Origin of the sequence: Streptomyces sp. NPDC087859, from assembly GCF_044742595.1 — a bacterium.
Taxonomy (GTDB): Bacteria; Actinomycetota; Actinomycetes; order Streptomycetales; family Streptomycetaceae; genus Streptomyces; species Streptomyces canus_F.
Genome location: NZ_JBIUUU010000029.1, coordinates 34,237 through 49,153 on the forward strand (window position 1 = coordinate 34,237; position 14,917 = coordinate 49,153).

Here is a 14,917-nt window from a genome sequence, read left to right on the forward strand (position 1 = left end):
ACTAGTCGACTAGTGGAATGATGATGGAGCACAGTCGCGAACCTGTCAAAGACCACAGGTGGAGCCCCGGACACGACGAAGCCCCCGGCGTCCGTCGGACGCCGGGGGCTCCAGATCTCACCAGGGTGCTGCGGATGGTGCTCAGTGGAGTGCGCGGTTCGTGGGCGATGTCGCTGACCATGACCTTGCGTTGCTGTTCGGTGCGTGCTCGGTGCGCGGAGAGTTTCGTTGAACGCCGCCGTGAGCCGGCCGACCTCGTCGTGCCCGGCACCGGGGGCAGGTGTTCGTCGCTGTCCTGGGCTGCCCTGGTCAAGACTCTCAGCGGGCGGATCAGATGGATGCCGGTCATGACGGTGACGAGCGGCGCCGCAGGGGCGACGTAGGGCGCGACTCGCTGTTCTTGAACTTCGACAGGACTACGACGGGACGTCGATTGTCCGACAGCACCGCGAGGACCGGCGACGATGCCGGGGGGAAGCCCGGGCGCAGCGAAGGGCGGACGCCGGCAGAACGCCGGTGCCCGCCCCTGTGTGCCACGGAGTGACGGTCAGGCTCGGTGGTCTCCGTAATATCCGCCGACCTGCTCGTGGTAGCCGGGGTCGCCGACGTGCTTGTCCTTGTCGAACTCGGGGGAGTTCTTGATCTCGTCCTTGGTCCGGCCTACGTGGATCGTCTTCCCCGCGACGTCGATGGACGAGATGACACCGGCAGGGAGAAGAACCGTCTTGCCGAAGATCCACACTCCGGTGTCGACGACGATGTACGCGGCCCCGACGTCCTCCGAGTGCTTGTCGACCTTGCCGATCGAGCCGTCACTCGCCTCGACCTTGAATCCGGTCAGGTCCGTCCCTGTCTGGTGGCCCGACTCGGCCGGGTAACCCCACATGTTGTCCGTCATACAAACCTCCCCTTGTAGCACGTGAATACCGAGGAAGCCCCCGTCCGATATTTCGGTGGGTGGCCCTCGACAGGGCGAGTGCCCACCGTTTCCCGTCCCACACAATTTCTGATTTCGAGTATGGGAAAATATCAGGCGACAAGAAGTGCAAGAATCAACACAGTCGCGTCGATTCGCTTTTCAATCACCTTCTGAAAATCAACGGTACCCACCTTGCCGTATAACATGCGAGTGTTTTCCGGCCCGGCCCTGGTCCGCAGGAAACGGGCCTGGCGGGCCACTCGCGGGCCGTGGTGAGAACCGGAATCGTCGCGGTGGTCGTGGGCGCCGTCCTGGTGGTGGATGGCAGCGCTGCCTCCGGCAGTGATCGGCGTGATGCGGCAGTACTCCACCGAGGGGAAAACATCGACGGGCTGCCTTCGACCGGGATATCCGCAGCGTCGTCTACGAGCGGGCCAAGGGCACCGCCGCGGGGGAGCCGTTCGCGACCGAGCGTGACGTCTGCCAGGCAGGCTACGAGTACCTGGTCCCGTCAACGGCGCCCCGCCCGGTGGCCGAACACCCGCCACATCTACGGATCGGAGGTCCGGAATGCACCCGGGCGTACGACATGGCACTGCTGAGCGTCTCCGCGATGAACTTCGGCTCCCTGCCGGCCAATACCGTACTGGCGCTCAACCAGAGTGCCGCGGCAGGCGGCTTCGCGCACGACACCGGCGAGGACGGACTGGCGGAGTGCCACCTGCGCCCGGGTGGTGACCTGGTCCGGGAGATCGGTACCGGCCACTTCGGCTGCCGGACCCGGGACGGGGACTTCCATGCCGGGTAGTTCGCCGAGAAGGCGCCGGGCGAGAGCATCAGGCGTGGGTCTTCGAACGTTGTCGCAGGGCGCCAAGCCCGGTATCGGGGATGCGCTGCAGGGGCCGACGTGAACGCGGAGATCGCCCGGGTGCGAGACGTCCCCGAGAGACGGACGGTGGTCTCACCGCCCGGCCACCGGGCGTTTTCCACGCCTCGTGAACTGGTCCGTTTCATCGCACGCATGCGGGAGCTGTCCGGCGCCGTGCCGGCCGGTTTCAAGCTGTCCCCCGGTTCACGGTCGTGGCTGATCGCCCGGCCTGAGGAGGGATGGTCAGCGGCGGCGCAGAATCATGACGACAGCGATGATGACGATGATAATGACGACGGTACCCAAGCCTATGTACACGAGTTTCTCTTTCCTCTGGGGAGCGGCATCCATCGATGCCGCAGAAGGCCGAGTGCCCCCATCAATTCATTTCAGCCCGCTCCGGCGAGACTGTTGCCCCGCTGTGACATGCATCCGTGACTGCTGGCGGCGTGTCCGTACTGGACCTGTTGTCCGCCGCTGAATTCCTCGGTGCCTGTCAGGGTCTGATCAAGTCGCTATGCCGCCGGGGCCAGGGTGGTTGCTGTCGTGCAGAGTGCTGTCTCGTGGCCGGCGTCCGCCGTTGGCCCCGGCAGTTACCGGTAGTTCGTTAAATCCCATGGTGGCGTGGGGTTTGAGGGCGGGGCGGGCTGGTCGTAGGCCGATGGTAGGAGTCAACTGGCTTGCTGGGGGCTGTAGATGGCGGCTGCTCGCCGTCCGTGTCCGCCTGCGCCGGGGCTACCCCTGCCCTGCTCCGCAGGAGCTTCGTTTCCTCCCCGGCCTAATATTCCAGCCGTAGTTCGTGATCTTCATGCCTGCGCGGCTTGTCGTCGGTAGTGGCTGGCCTGAGATCGGGCCTGGTGGTGGCGTCGCCAGTGGGACCAGCTGAGCCGGTGGGCTGTGTCGTGGACGGGTCGGATGAGGACAGTGATGAACAGGCGCTGGATTTCGCTGAAGGTGAGCGGAATGAGGGTGTCTGGTGCGGGGTGGCGGGCGTGTTCGTCGGCGCGGACGACTGCGAGGAAGGCGTGGGCGAGCATGGCGAGGGTGACCCAGCGGGACCAGGACGCGTAGCGGCGGACCTGGTGCTCGTCCAGTCCGGCCAGACCCTTGACGGACTGGAACGTCTCTTCCACTCGCCATCTTGATCCAGCGACTCGTATCAGCGTGGCCAGCGGCACTGGCGCGGGTGAGTAGCAGCGGTAGTAGGCGAGTTCTCCGGTGGCGCGATTGCGGCGGATCAGCAACTGGCGGCTGCCTGTGGCGGGGTCGGGCAGGTCGATGGCAGCCCAGTCGTAGAAGCGGTGCCCCTTCGCCCCCGCTCCTGCGGACAGCTTCTGCCAGGCTCGCTTGGGCAGCTTCTTGACCAGGGTGTCCGCGCGGAACTTCCCGGCTCTGGTGGTGACTTCATGGGAGCAGGCCACGGCCAGCACGTAGCCGGTGCCGCGCTCCTCCAGTGCGGCACGCAGTGTCGGGTTGCCGCCGTAGACCTCGTCCCCCGCGACCCACGACGCGTGGTGGCCGGCGTCAGGGAACCGGGTGATCATGCGGGTGGCCAGCTCCGGTTTGGTCGCGAACGAGGCTTCCTCGCACAGCCCGGCGGCCCGGCAGCGATCGGGGTCGGCCGTCCAGGAGCGCGGGACGTACAGTTCCCGGTCCACCGCCGCATGCCCGCGCCGACCGGCGTAGACCAGGTAGACCACGACCTGGGAATTCTCAATCCTGCCCGCGGTACCGGTGTATTGCCGCTGGGCGCCGACCGTGCGCGTGCCCTTCTTCACGTCCCCGGTCTCGTCGACCACCGGCACCGCCTGGTCGTCGCATAGATGCTCCACCACGTACTCGCGCACGTCGTCGCGTACCTGGTCGGCGTCCCGCTTGGCACGGCTCAGCAAGTGCTGCATGCCGTCCGGGGTGGTTGCTCCGGCCCACTCGGCGATGGTCCAGCAGTTCTTGCGCGGCAGGTCCGATAGCAGCCCGAGTGCCAACTGCCGGACATGACGCCGGGGTTCGACCGTGCGAACCGTCCTGATATCCGGTCCATCAGGCCCTCGAATGCCTCCTGCCAGCGGGCAGGGTCTACGCTGTGATCTGCCGCTAACACATGATCGTTTGCCTTCACACCGATGATCAACGGTGGCCGCACCATTGCCCGAACAGGCTCCCCACCAGCAAGATTACAAACTATCGCTGGGGCTCGGCCGCCATTCCGCTTCGAGGATGCTGAACATCTCGGAGTCCCGCCAGCCGTCCCGGATCAACGCGGTGTGCCGATGCCGCCCCTCGTACGTCATGCCGAGCTTGCCCAGCAACCGAGACGACGCGAGATTGCGGGGGTCACAGGTCGCGTAGATCCGGTGGAGTCCCAGTTCCCCGAAACCGCGCGACAGAAGCTCTCGTCCGATCGCCGTGCCCACGCCACGCCCCCAGGCCCCCGGGTGCACGATGTAGGAGATTTCGCCCTGCCGGTGGCGACGGCTGCGAATGTTCAGCTCACCCATGCCGACGAGTTCGTTCTCGAAGCGAGCAATGTAGACGAATCTCTGCTGATGGGCGTGCGACCAGGCTTCGACGGCGGTTTGCACGAACGCGCGCGTCTGGTCCTCGGTGTTCGGCCCCCAAGGCTGGTAGCGACAAGCCTCCTCAAGGCCGGCCCAGGAGTGCACTGCTTGCCAGTCGTCGAGCGCGAGCTTGCGCAAAGTCACCATGGATTGGCTCACAAACGGATCTTGCCAGATCTCGTATGCGGCACGAGCCCGGACTTGGTAGCCCGCCACCGCCGTCAGGCCGAGCCTCACAGACCGGCGTCACCTTGCGCCAAGATCACGATCTACGGCTGGAGTATTAAATCCACGAAGGACAGACCCGATGAGCGTGTTACGGCGTCGGCAGGCCCGAGGGCCGTCCTCTGGCTCACCGCCGTATGCCCGCTGGCCTTCGGCCCAGCCCCGTGGCGGTCGGTCTTGGCGGGGGCGCAGGCGGCCGGTGGACGAGTCCGCGGCCAGAGATGGTGGCCCGGTCGCCGATCGGCATTCACCGCTTCTGCACGAAGGTGTCCGTTCGGAGGAGTGCCGCGGTCTCGGCAGGGCAAGCGGCTTCTCGGGCTTGCTGGTCTTCCTGCACCGAGCCCACCTCATGATCCGACGGGAGACAGCGCGTGATTCTTGACGGCATACCGACAGCCCCCGCCGACGCCACGGCTCCTGACACAGCCCCCGCCGCCGCCACGGCTCCCGACACCGCCCTCGCCTCACCCGAGGCACGCAAGCAACGCCTGCGCCGTCGCCTGGAGCGGCTTATCGGTGTGGCTGCCACCGAGGGCAACGAGCTCGTCCGGCTGCGCAATGGTGACGAGATCTTTCCCGCGATGCTCGAAGCGATCCGTTCGGCTCGGTACACGATCGACATGATGACGTTCGTGTACTGGCGTGGGCAGATCGCCCAGGACTTCGCCCGTGCCCTGGCCGATCGTGCACGGGCGGGAGTGCGGGTCCGGCTGCTCCTGGACGGCTTCGGCGCCCAGAAGATCGAACGGCGGCTGCTCGACCTGATGGACGAAGCGGGCGTGCAGGTGGCGTGGTTCCGCAAGCCCGTGTGGCTGTCGCCCTTCAAACAGAACCACCGCTGCCACCGCAAGGCCCTCATCGTGGATGAGCACACCGCGTTCACCGGCGGTGTCGGCATCGCCGAGGAATGGTGCGGGGACGCCCGGGGCCCGGGCGAGTGGCGGGACACCCATGTGCAGGTGCGCGGTCCGGCCGTCGACGGCATCGCGGCCGCGTTCGCGCAGAACTGGGCCGAGTGCCATGAGGAACTCTTCGACGTCCGCGACCGCTTCACCGGCCACCGGCAGGCCGGTTCGGCCGTCGTCCAGGTCGTGCGCGGGTCGGCCAGTATCGGCTGGCAGGACATGCAGACGCTCATCCGCGTCCTGCTCACCTCCGCCGAGGAACGCTTCCGGCTCGCCACCGCCTACTTCGCACCCGACACGTACTTCATCGATCTGCTGTGCCAGACCGCCCAGCGCGGCGTGCAGGTGGAAATCTTGCTCCCCGGGCCGCATACGGATCAGCGTGCCTGCCAGCTGGCTGGTCAACACCATTACTCGCGCCTTCTGCAGGCCGGCGTGCACATCCGGCAGTACCAGCCGACCATGATGCACGCCAAGATCATCACGGTGGACTCGGTGGCCGCTCTGATCGGCTCCACCAACTTCAACCGCCGGTCCATGGACCACGACGAAGAGGTCATGCTCGCGGTGCTCGACGAGACCCTCACGGCCTCACTCGACCGCGACTACGAAGAGGACCTGAAACACAGCGTGGATATCGATCTCACCCGCTGGAGACGGCGGGCCCTGCTCCAGCGCGCCAAGGAAACCGCGGTCACCCCTATCCGGCGCTTTCTGTGATCACAGGCCTGGTGCGGTGATGGCCATGAGTGCGGTGCGGGGTAGGGACCTGGTTGAGCACGGGCATGCGTCAGCGCGCCGAGGCCGGGGACGGCGATGGTGTGGAGAGAGTGAGTGCGCATGTGGGGTGTGTCGCCGCGGCGTCGGGGGTCAGGTCGTCCCGTACTCGATGCATGCAGGGAGTCGGTCCCCACCTGGGCAGCCGCCGACCTGACGGCATGCTTGCTGATCCGCACGGACCTCCGTGGTGGATGGGGCGTCGGGCGACAGCCCCATGAGTTGAGCGCCCCCTCGCTCCGCGGTTGCGCTGGGCCGGCCGGGATACGCACCCTCACCCACTAGACCTGCGCGTCCAGTCCCGCACGTCGGAGTGCCCTGGTCATCGCCGGAAGGTCCGGGGCGCCTCCCTCCAGCGAGGAGACGTGTTCCGCGAGCAGTTCCGGTGTCAGTCGGCGGCGCTCGGCGTGGTCCATGAGGAGCTCACGGGCGGGACTGCCGTACCCGACGTACTCGTCCAGCAGACGGTGGGCCTGGTCGCGCTCCACGAACCGGCTCATCCCGCAGTCCAGCCCGTCGTCCTTGAGGTCCTCGGGGTATGGGGCGCGGGCCCAGGCGCCGTTCTCGTACCAGTACACGCAGCCCAGCTCGTTCCCCGCGAGGCGGTCGCGCAGCTCCTCGTAGGGCAGCCAGTCGGGGCCACCCGCCAGCATGTCGACCGGCGGCTCGTACCACTTGCAGTCGCTCGACTCGTCCTCGCCGTACAGCACATACCGGCCGTCGCCGAGGCAGGCGTACGTCCACCAGGTGCAGCCGCAGTCGTCGAGGTGCAGCCCCTCGTGGTCGATCCAGGTACCGGTCCGGTACCGCGGGCTTTCCTCCGCCTTGGTGGTCGCCTCCACGACGGCCACGAGCGCCCATCGCGCCCACAGCACCGCGGGGTCCGGAAGGTTTTCCGGCAGTCCCGGCCTCTGGATCGTCATCTGCTCTCCCCTTGTTCGATCATCAGGGACCGTACCGTGCGGCGCGGACAGGCCACCCTTCCACGAGCCGACTGGGAGTCCTCAGGTGACGGGCGGGCGGCGATCTCGCCCCAAATGTCCCGCGCGCCGGTGTAGGCATGCTTGGTCTGGCCCGCGCGGCGGTCGATCTCGTCGAACAGCGCGGCGGAGGGCCATCCGGTGCCCGGGTGGTCCCGGTGCGCAGGCGACAGGTGCTCGCGGACGAGGTCCTCGAGCCCAGCGCGGCCGGGCCGCAGCGTGCCGTAGCTCGCGACCTGCGTGCGCACGTGGTCGGCCATGACGTGGGCGACGAGGTCGTCCGTGGAGGCGGTGTGCGCGTAGAAGGCTCCGTTGGTGAGCCCGGCGTCCGACATCAGCGTGGAGATGCCCGAGCCGTCTATGCCGTCCGGCTTGAACCGTATCGTCGCTGAGGTTCCTCACGGTCTGCGGCCTGGGAGCGAGCGCACCGGTCAGGCTGGGCGGCGACGGCCCTCACCGTCGCCGCCCAGTCAGCCGAGGGCCTGCGCCGCCGTTGCGAGCAACTCCGGGGATGTCCCCGGCAGGCGGGGCGTGTGGCGAGGCTCGCGCAATTCCGGGGGCGCCCGGAACTGCCACTTGGCCCCTGGCACGGAGCTGAGGGCCGCCACCGCAGACAGCCCACAGCGCCATCCATGGAGGTCAGGTCCGCGCAGAGACCTCAGTGTGGGCTGCGCGCAGCGAGACCTTGTCGATCTTGCCGACCGCGTTCTTCGGGATGGCTTCCACCACGAAGAACGCGGTCGGGCGCTTGAAGCCGGTGAGGCTGCGTGCGCAGAGGGACTGCAGAGCCGAGGGGTCGACGGTCGATCCCGGTCGGGGCTGGACGTAGGCGACGACGACTTCTCCCCATTTCTCGTCGGGGACGCCGATCACGGCGGCCTCGAGCACCGATGGGTCACCGACGAGGACGTCCTCGATCTCCTTGGGGTAGATGTTCTCCCCGCCACGGATGATCATGTCTTTCGAACGTCCGACCAGGGTCAGGTATCCGTCGGCGTCGAGCCGGCCCACGTCGCCGGTGTGCAGCCAGCCGTCGACGAGGACTTTGGCTGTTTCTTCCGGGCGGCCGAGATAGCCCCGCATGACGTTGGGGCCCCGCACGACGACCTCTCCGTCCGCGCCCGGCGGCACCTCGCTGCCGTCGGCGTCGACGATCCGGATCTCCTGGCCGGGGAAGGGCAGTCCCACGGTTCCGGCGCGTCGGGGGCCCGCGACAGGATTGATGGTGGATGCGCAGGTTCCCTCGGACAGCCCGTACCCCTCGACGAGCGGGAACCCGTAACGGGCCTCGAACCGGGTCAGCAGCTCGGCGGAGGCGGGTGCCGCGCCGCAGACTCCGAAGCGCAGGGACGAAGTGTCCGGGCGGACCTGGTCCGGAAGCGCCGCGAGCATGGTGTAGATCGTCGGGACGGCGCTGAAGAAGGTGGGGCGCTCGCGCTCGACGACGTCGAAGAAGGTCTCGGGATGGAACCGGTCGGCGATGACGACGCTCGCGCCCGCCAGCAACGGGATGAGGGTGCTGACCACGATGCCGTTGACGTGGAAGAGCGGCAGGATCAGCAGGCACCGGTCGGCCGGCCCGACCTCCAGCGCCCGACGCCCCATGTCCGCCATGGCGTCGATGTTGACGTGGTCGAGCATCACCCCTTTGGGAACCCCGGTCGTGCCGCTGGTGTAGATGAGCAGGGCCAGCGCCGACGGGTCCGCAAGGGGGGCTTGATCCGGCTCCGCCGCTCCGTCGTTGCGCAGTTCGCCCACGGCGAGGACGGCAGCCCCGTCCGCCACGGCGGTCTCACCGTCCTCGCTCACCAGGAGGCGTGCGCCGGAGTCTGTGAGCTGTCGGGCCACTTCGACGTCGGTCATGCTCGGATTGACCGGCGTGACGGTGGCGCCGAGCCGCCAGGCGGCGAAGAGCAGGAGCACGAACTCGACGCGGTTGGTCAGCCTGAGGGCCACAACATCGCCGGGGCCGATCCCGAGGTCCTGCAGGTGACGTGCCGCCGCCTGGACGCGACGCAGCAACTGGACGTTGGTGAGTGCCTGGCGGCGGTCCGAGACGGCGGCTCCGTCGGGGTCGAGGGCCGCGCGGCGGTCGGGCAGAGATGCGAAATTCATGGCGAGGGCGTACCTGTCTGAGTGTGATGCGGTCCGGTCACGGAGCTGACGTGGCGGCTGCCGGGGTCAGCTGGCGGGTGAGGAACTCGATCTGGTCGCGCACCAACTCCTCGAAGGTCTCGCCGGTGTAGAAGTCGAAGTGGCCGGCGTCGTACCTCTTGATCTCTCCCTTGGGCGCGGTGCGCGCGTAGCGGAGGGTCTGGGCGGGAGGCGTGACGGAGTCGGTGTCGCTGACACAGAAGAGGATCGGGAAGTCGATCTTCTTGGCCGCGCGCCCGGGCCGGTAGGTGAGGATGGTCGGGATGACCCGCGCCGCCACCTCGTTGCGGAAGGTCGTTCCCGCGGGCTGGAGCGCCTGGTATCCGGGCAGGGCGTCGGGGGCGTTCATGAGGGCCGGTGTGCCGGGGGCGGCGGCGATCGGAACCATCACGGGCGGCTTTCCGCGGCCTCTGGCCGCCAGATCGCGGGCTACCACGGGGAGGACCTTGAGCGAGGCGGCGGGGCCCAGCGCGAGCGCCGAGGCGAGACCGTCGGTGAAGGGGCACTGGGCCACGGCCGCGCGCAGTTCGGGGTGGCGGGAGGCGACGGTGATGGCATGGCCGCCGCCGAACGAGCTGCCCCATACGGCGATACGGGTCCGGTTGACGTCCGTGCGTGCCTTGACGTAGGCGAGGGCGGCGTCCCAGTCGGCGAGCTGTCGCTTGATCGACAGGAGCTGGCGAGGGTGGCCGCCGCTGTCGCCGAAGTGGCGGTAGGTGAAGGCCACCGCGGCGATGCCGGCCCTGGCGAAGCGCTCGGCGAAGGCGTCCAGGCGCATCTCGCGGACGGCGCCGAGGCCGTGCCCGAGGATGACGACGGGCGGGGACGTGACGCTTGTGGGGAGGTAGAGCCAGCCGGCGCAGTTGCTGTCGCCGGAGGGGAAGGTGATGTCGTGCCGGGTGAAGGACTGCTGAGTTGTCATTGTTGGATTACCGCCCGCTCGTCGAGCGACGGCCCGGCACGCTGCCCGAGGCGAGGGCCCGAGCGTAGGTGCCCGGTGTGTAGAGCGGGAGCTCGCCGGTGGCGTCGGTGGTGGCCTGGTAGTCGAGCATCAGTTCCTGGCCTTCCTTCGACATGATTTGGGCGAAGAACTCGGCGCGTTCGACGTGCAGGCCGTCTTCCAGTGACATCGAGCCGCCGAAGTACACCGACCTCTTGGCGGCCGCGACCGACGCCTTGGACCGCTTCCCGAAGTGCTCGGCGAGGTCGACCGCCTGCGCGACCACCTTGTCCTGCGCGACGACCTTGTCCACGGCCCCGTTGGCGAGGGCCTCTTCGGGCGTGAACGGCTTGCCTTCGAGGATCGCGGCCAGGGACCGGTGGGTGCCGATCAGGCGGGTCAGCCGCTGGGTGCCGCCCCCGCCCGGGATGATGCCGAGCAGGATCTCCGGCTGGCCGATGAAGAAGTCCCCGTCGGCCATGACCCGCAGATCGCACGCCCAGGCGAACTCAGCGCCGAGGCCGAGAGCGGAACCGTTGAGGGCGGCGACGTAGAGCACACCGCTGGCGTTCATCCGCAGGAAGGTCCTGTGCAGCCGTTCCAGCTGCAGAGCCCCCCGCATCGGGGTTCTGCGCATCACGGACCCGAGGAGACGGGACCGGTCCACGTGCTTGGCCATGCGGACGACGGCTGAGGCAGCGCGCCGGCCGACCGTAGGGCTCGCGGCGCCCTCTTCCTGCAGCCACCGGACCGCGGCATGGCTGACGAACCGCTCGGGATGTGCCCCGGTGAAGACGACGGCACGGATGTTCGGATCACGGTCGGCTCGGGCCACCAGCTTCTCCAGCTGCTGGGCGATGTCGAGGCCGAACTCCTGGAGCGGGCCGCCGTCGATCCGCGCGATCAGAACGGCCCCGCGATCTTCGACCGTGAGACGGCCTTTGTCTTTGTATGGCATGGGTTCTGCTCCCGTGCTGAGTTCATGGGGTGGGAAAGTGCGTGGAAACGGCCGCGGATGCGTGTCGCAGCGATGAGGTCGGGTTCGGCCCGACACGCTGTGCCCGCACGGGCGGCAGGAGACTGGACCAGCGCCTGATGACGTGTCCGAGAGCGGACGCGCTTATCCGAGGCGGCAGGTCACACGCGATGTGTACTATTGCCGTGAAGAATTACATAACCAAGTTATTTCGTGTATGTCAACGGTGGAGGCGTGCGGAACATGGCAGGGCGGGCGAGGCTCGAAGACGCACCGGAACGGCTTGTGCAGGCGGCCATCGGCTTGCTGGCCGAGCAGGGCCCGTCGGCTTTGAAGGTGCGGGCGGTGGCGTCGGCGAGCGGACTGTCGACGATGGTGGTCTACAGCCACTTCGGCGGGATCCCCGAACTGATGGGCGCTGTCGCCGACCACGGGTTCAAGGAACTCGGCGCGGCGTTCGGCCGGGTACCGGTGACGGAGGACCCGATCGCGGACCTCTTCGCCATGGCCTTGACCTGCCGTCGGCAGGCCCGCGAGAACCCTCACCTGTACGACCTGATGTTCGGACTGTCCACCCGGGCCACGTACCGGCCGCTGCCGGACACGGACCGTCGCCTGAGCGGGCATTCCCCGGCCTTCCAGGAAGCCCACGCTCATGTCACCGCGGCGTGCGAACGGCTCGTGCACTCCGGCAGGGTCGAGCGACAGGAACCCGAAGCCATCGCCGCCCAGCTGTGGAGTTACGTGCACGGTTACATCACCCTCGAACTGGCTGAGCACTTCGCCGAGTTCGACGACGCCGTGGCCCAGGTGTTCCTGCCGCTGGGTGTGAACTTCTGTGTCGGACTGGGTGACCGGCGGGAACGTGCCGAGGCCTCCCACGAGGCCGGCGCGCGCCTGTACGACTCGATCGTCCAAGGCGGCTGAAATGCCGGGTGACCGGGCTCTGCCCCGTCGCGGCTAGGACGCCCTGGGCTCCGCGGCAGGGGCATCTGCGCCAGGCGTGAGTTGGTCATGCCTCCCCAGCGCCGCGACCTCCCGTTCGAGGGACGGAACCGCCCGGGCCGCGAAGCGCCTCGCCCAGGGCCAGGCCACCGGCGAGTTCAGCACCGCCTTGGCCCAGTTGGCCACGACGACCGCACGCGGGACGTACACACGGCTGCGTCGGCGCACGAGCCCGTCGACGATCGCGGCGGCCGCCCGGTCGGCGCTCGTGGTGACATTGCCCGGGTAGGGCAGCCGCGCGCGCAGGTCCTGGAACGAGGGGAGGTCCGACTCGGCGCCTCGCACGAGGTCCGTGTCGATCCAGGACGGGTGCACCACGCCGACCGTGACGCCGAGGTGTGCCACCTCCTGGCGGTAGGTCAGGGCGAGCAACTCGGCCCCGGCCTTGCTCGCCCCGTAGGAGGCCATCGCGGCCAGCGGCATGAACGACAGCGCGGACGCCACGACCAGCACGTGGCCCCGGCTGCGCTCCAGATGCGGGGTCGCGTACTTGAGGGTGCGGAACACGCCGTTCAGGTTGATGTCCAGGACCCGCTCGAACGACGCCTCGTCCGTCTGCCGCACCGTCCCGTACGCCACCACGCCGGCGTTGGCGACGACGAGGTCGATGCCGCCCATGACCTCGGCGGCTTCGTCGATCGCCGCTCGCAGGGCGGCCCCGTCGCGCACATCGGCCTCACGCCACGAAGCGGCGGGACCCAGCTCGCCGGCGAGGGCGCGCAACCGATCGGCTTCGAGGCCGATTACGGTCACCTCGGCCCCTCGGGCGGCGGCCAGGCGGGCCACCTTCTCCCCGATACCGCGTGCCGCTCCGGTGACAACCAGCTTTCTGCCCAGCAAGTTACGTTTCATGGCGGCAACATAACTTCGTTATTGATGAAGCACAAGAGATTGCGCACCGATCGCTGCTCGGTTCACCTGCTGGGTCTCACAATGGGACGGACCTATGCTGCTGTCTTGAGGGGGACATCCTTTGCGCAATGGCCCTGCTCGATCGCGCGGACCATGGACCTGCTCGGAGAAGCACGTCAACCTCGGCGCGCGGACAACCTGGTCGATCATGAAGCAGTCGTCGGCGGAGACACGACCGATGGGAAGGTGATGGACGAGAAGGAGGTGAAGGAGGAGCCCGGCAAGGGCAAACTGTTCGGCGCGCGCGTCGTGCCTGACGACTTCACCTCCTGCACCTGCGCGCTGATCGGCACAGCGGCTGAGAACGCCTCGCTGTAAGTGGGCACGGAGCTGACCTCGCAGTCCGGAGCGCAGGAGGCGAAGCTGCCCGCTGCGGCGCGCCTCCTGCTCGCCGACCCGGCCGACGCCACCGTGAAGGGCGGGCATCCGCTCGACTCGCACAGGGCCTGGGCCTGACAGCGTTCTATTACGCGCTCACCCTCGCCAATGGCAGCACTCTCATGGCCGGACTGTCCCTGTTGATGGGCACCCCGGTCATGGCGGGCGCGGTCGGCCTGACGGGCATGGATGCCTCTCACCTGCCGCTGCTCTGGCTGTACTCGGTCTGCGTGATCGCAGTCGTGTTGGCGCTGGAGACGCAGCTCAGGATGGCGACGCCCGACCCGGGGCGCAGGGTTCTGACCGTGCCCGCCGCCCGCGCCGCGGTGATTGCTGCGCTACTTGTTCGGGCATTGCCTGCGCCCGTGGCGTGACCTGCCGGGAGAGGTGGTGGGTGCGTGACCGCTTCAGGGTCGCGCTCGGCGGGGGGCCGGAACGGGCGTTGTTCGATTCTCGGGGCCGCCTGGTCCACGTCCGGAGACCGACGCCCGCAATCGCCGCTGGCGGTCCAGGTCCCGGCGGCGACCGCCAGAACGCAGACCCCGGCCGGACCGGGCGAGCGCGAGCGCACCTGGACGGACCGAGCCCGTCGCGAACTCCCGGCGCCACCGCGCTCAGTTCACTCGGCGGGCCTCAGGCGAAAAGCGGGGCCGGGGATGCTCTCGATGTCTTCAGGCTGTACGGCGTGGCCCTGGTCGCAGCGGATCTGGGCGTCGACGTGCGCGCCGCATCCACGGTGCCGGGACAGCATGGCCGGGCCCTCCGGGTCGGCGCGGTAGCGGTCCCCCCACTGCAGGAGCCCCATCACGGCCGGGACCAGATCCGCACCCTTGGGTGTGATCACGTACTTCGGCCGGCTTCGCGAACCGGGCTCCTTGTAGGTCTCGGTGGCCAGGATCCCTTCCTCTACGAGCATCTTGAGTCGCGCCGCGAGGAGGTTGCGAGGGCAGCCGAGGACGCGTTCGAACTCGCTGAAACGGGACGAGCCGTACCAGACCTCGCGCAGGATCAGGATCGTCCACTTCTCGCCCACGACCTCAAGGGTTCGGGCGATCGAGCAGTTCGCCGTGTCCCGGTCGAGACGGGGGTCCCTGCCGGCGTCCTGCAGAGCTTCGGTCGTTGCGTCCATGGGGTGATTGTAACTCTCCTGGGTTTACTTATCTATACTCAGAAGGTAGTCCAGTGGTCGGCACATCACCCCGGCCCGCGGGCGGGAAATGGGTGCGCGGGGAACCCGCCCCGAGAATTGCGGCGACCACCGAGACCCCACGCAGAAAGGCGGTCGGTGTGAAGGCGTTCGTAGTCGAGAAGTACGGCAAG

The 14,917-nt window shown here is 68.2% G+C and carries 14 protein-coding genes and 3 pseudogenes; 6 read left to right on the top strand and 11 right to left on the bottom strand.

Going from position 1 to position 14,917, the window contains the following annotated elements:
- Positions 1-547: 547 nt before the first annotated feature.
- Together ACIOHP_RS45570 and ACIOHP_RS45575 are read right to left on the bottom strand one after the other, a co-directional pair.
- Entirely contained in the window at positions 548-898 is a 351-nt protein-coding gene (locus ACIOHP_RS45570) for a PRC-barrel domain containing protein (RefSeq protein WP_361558876.1), read from the bottom strand.
- Between the two features lie 131 nt (positions 899-1,029).
- The gene (locus ACIOHP_RS45575; RefSeq protein WP_401897083.1) at positions 1,030-1,290 is read right to left on the bottom strand and encodes a hypothetical protein; all 261 of its coding nucleotides are present in this window, start codon (positions 1,288-1,290) and stop codon (positions 1,030-1,032) included.
- A 242-nt stretch (positions 1,291-1,532) separates the two neighbouring features.
- Between ACIOHP_RS45575 and ACIOHP_RS45580 the strand changes: the two are divergent.
- Positions 1,533-2,225, top strand: a pseudogene (locus ACIOHP_RS45580) (glutamate synthase-related protein).
- A gap of 368 nt (positions 2,226-2,593) precedes the next feature.
- On the opposite strand, the pseudogene ACIOHP_RS45585 reads toward ACIOHP_RS45580, so the two are convergent.
- Both ACIOHP_RS45585 and ACIOHP_RS45590 read right to left on the bottom strand, forming a co-directional pair.
- Positions 2,594-3,828 (bottom strand): annotated as a pseudogene (locus ACIOHP_RS45585) (IS701 family transposase).
- 133 nt (positions 3,829-3,961) lie between these two features.
- Positions 3,962-4,582, bottom strand: coding sequence for a GNAT family N-acetyltransferase (locus ACIOHP_RS45590; protein ID WP_401897086.1), 621 nt, complete (start codon positions 4,580-4,582; stop codon positions 3,962-3,964).
- A gap of 359 nt (positions 4,583-4,941) precedes the next feature.
- Between ACIOHP_RS45590 and ACIOHP_RS45595 the strand changes: the two genes are divergently transcribed.
- Entirely contained in the window at positions 4,942-6,195 is a 1,254-nt protein-coding gene (locus tag ACIOHP_RS45595) for a phosphatidylserine/phosphatidylglycerophosphate/cardiolipin synthase family protein (RefSeq protein ID WP_401897087.1), read from the top strand.
- A gap of 338 nt (positions 6,196-6,533) precedes the next feature.
- Here the strand turns inward: ACIOHP_RS45595 and ACIOHP_RS45600 are convergent, their stop codons facing one another.
- From ACIOHP_RS45600 to ACIOHP_RS45620, 5 genes and pseudogenes are all read right to left on the bottom strand, one after another.
- Positions 6,534-7,175: a hypothetical protein gene (locus ACIOHP_RS45600; protein ID WP_401897089.1), complete on the bottom strand. Its 642-nt coding sequence runs from the start codon at positions 7,173-7,175 to the stop codon at positions 6,534-6,536.
- Positions 7,176-7,231: 56 nt separating this feature from the next.
- A pseudogene (locus ACIOHP_RS45605) lies at positions 7,232-7,612 on the bottom strand (TetR/AcrR family transcriptional regulator); the annotation flags it as partial.
- Between the two features lie 259 nt (positions 7,613-7,871).
- Positions 7,872-9,347, bottom strand: coding sequence for a class I adenylate-forming enzyme family protein (locus ACIOHP_RS45610; protein WP_401897090.1), 1,476 nt, complete (start codon positions 9,345-9,347; stop codon positions 7,872-7,874).
- Between the two features lie 37 nt (positions 9,348-9,384).
- Complete coding sequence (locus tag ACIOHP_RS45615) at positions 9,385-10,308, bottom strand: alpha/beta hydrolase (protein ID WP_401897092.1); 924 nt, start codon at positions 10,306-10,308, stop codon at positions 9,385-9,387.
- Between the two features lie 7 nt (positions 10,309-10,315).
- A complete protein-coding gene (locus ACIOHP_RS45620; RefSeq protein WP_401897094.1) occupies positions 10,316-11,284 on the bottom strand; it encodes an enoyl-CoA hydratase/isomerase family protein in 969 nt (322 codons plus the stop codon).
- 261 nt (positions 11,285-11,545) lie between these two features.
- Between ACIOHP_RS45620 and ACIOHP_RS45625 the strand changes: the two genes are divergently transcribed.
- Entirely contained in the window at positions 11,546-12,229 is a 684-nt protein-coding gene (locus ACIOHP_RS45625; RefSeq protein WP_401897096.1) for a TetR/AcrR family transcriptional regulator, read from the top strand.
- Between the two features lie 33 nt (positions 12,230-12,262).
- Here ACIOHP_RS45625 and ACIOHP_RS45630 read toward each other — a convergent pair whose 3' ends face one another.
- A complete protein-coding gene (locus tag ACIOHP_RS45630) occupies positions 12,263-13,159 on the bottom strand; it encodes an SDR family oxidoreductase (RefSeq protein WP_401897097.1) in 897 nt (298 codons plus the stop codon).
- A 24-nt stretch (positions 13,160-13,183) separates the two neighbouring features.
- On the opposite strand from ACIOHP_RS45630, the gene ACIOHP_RS45635 reads away from it, so the two are divergent.
- From ACIOHP_RS45635 to ACIOHP_RS45645, 3 genes are read left to right on the top strand one after another with little or no spacing between them, the layout of a single operon-like run.
- Positions 13,184-13,537, top strand: coding sequence for a hypothetical protein (locus tag ACIOHP_RS45635; protein ID WP_401897100.1), 354 nt, complete (start codon positions 13,184-13,186; stop codon positions 13,535-13,537).
- Positions 13,538-13,675, top strand: a complete 138-nt coding sequence (locus tag ACIOHP_RS45640; protein WP_401897101.1) for a hypothetical protein — start codon at positions 13,538-13,540, stop codon at positions 13,673-13,675.
- A 44-nt stretch (positions 13,676-13,719) separates the two neighbouring features.
- Positions 13,720-13,971, top strand: coding sequence for a hypothetical protein (locus tag ACIOHP_RS45645; protein WP_401897104.1), 252 nt, complete (start codon positions 13,720-13,722; stop codon positions 13,969-13,971).
- A gap of 245 nt (positions 13,972-14,216) precedes the next feature.
- On the opposite strand, the gene ACIOHP_RS45650 is transcribed toward ACIOHP_RS45645, so the two are convergent.
- Positions 14,217-14,726 (bottom strand): winged helix-turn-helix transcriptional regulator, encoded by a 510-nt coding sequence (locus ACIOHP_RS45650; protein ID WP_401897107.1) that lies wholly within the window; start codon positions 14,724-14,726, stop codon positions 14,217-14,219.
- Between the last annotated feature and the right edge of the window lie 191 nt (positions 14,727-14,917).

Excerpts from the sequence above, each read along its gene's own strand:
- ACIOHP_RS45630 (WP_401897097.1), bottom strand. The coding sequence starts at position 13,159 with ATGAAACGTAACTTGCTGGGCAGAAAGCTGGTTGTCACCGGAGCGGCA.
- ACIOHP_RS45570 (WP_361558876.1), bottom strand. The coding sequence starts at position 898 with ATGACGGACAACATGTGGGGTTACCCGGCCGAGTCGGGCCACCAGACA.
- ACIOHP_RS45635 (WP_401897100.1), top strand. The coding sequence starts at position 13,184 with ATGAAGCACAAGAGATTGCGCACCGATCGCTGCTCGGTTCACCTGCTG.
- ACIOHP_RS45625 (WP_401897096.1), top strand. The coding sequence starts at position 11,546 with ATGGCAGGGCGGGCGAGGCTCGAAGACGCACCGGAACGGCTTGTGCAG.
- ACIOHP_RS45645 (WP_401897104.1), top strand. The coding sequence starts at position 13,720 with ATGGCCGGACTGTCCCTGTTGATGGGCACCCCGGTCATGGCGGGCGCG.
- ACIOHP_RS45600 (WP_401897089.1), bottom strand. The coding sequence starts at position 7,175 with ATGACGATCCAGAGGCCGGGACTGCCGGAAAACCTTCCGGACCCCGCG.
- ACIOHP_RS45610 (WP_401897090.1), bottom strand. The coding sequence starts at position 9,347 with ATGAATTTCGCATCTCTGCCCGACCGCCGCGCGGCCCTCGACCCCGAC.
- ACIOHP_RS45620 (WP_401897094.1), bottom strand. The coding sequence starts at position 11,284 with ATGCCATACAAAGACAAAGGCCGTCTCACGGTCGAAGATCGCGGGGCC.
- ACIOHP_RS45650 (WP_401897107.1), bottom strand. The coding sequence starts at position 14,726 with ATGGACGCAACGACCGAAGCTCTGCAGGACGCCGGCAGGGACCCCCGT.
- ACIOHP_RS45615 (WP_401897092.1), bottom strand. The coding sequence starts at position 10,308 with ATGACAACTCAGCAGTCCTTCACCCGGCACGACATCACCTTCCCCTCC.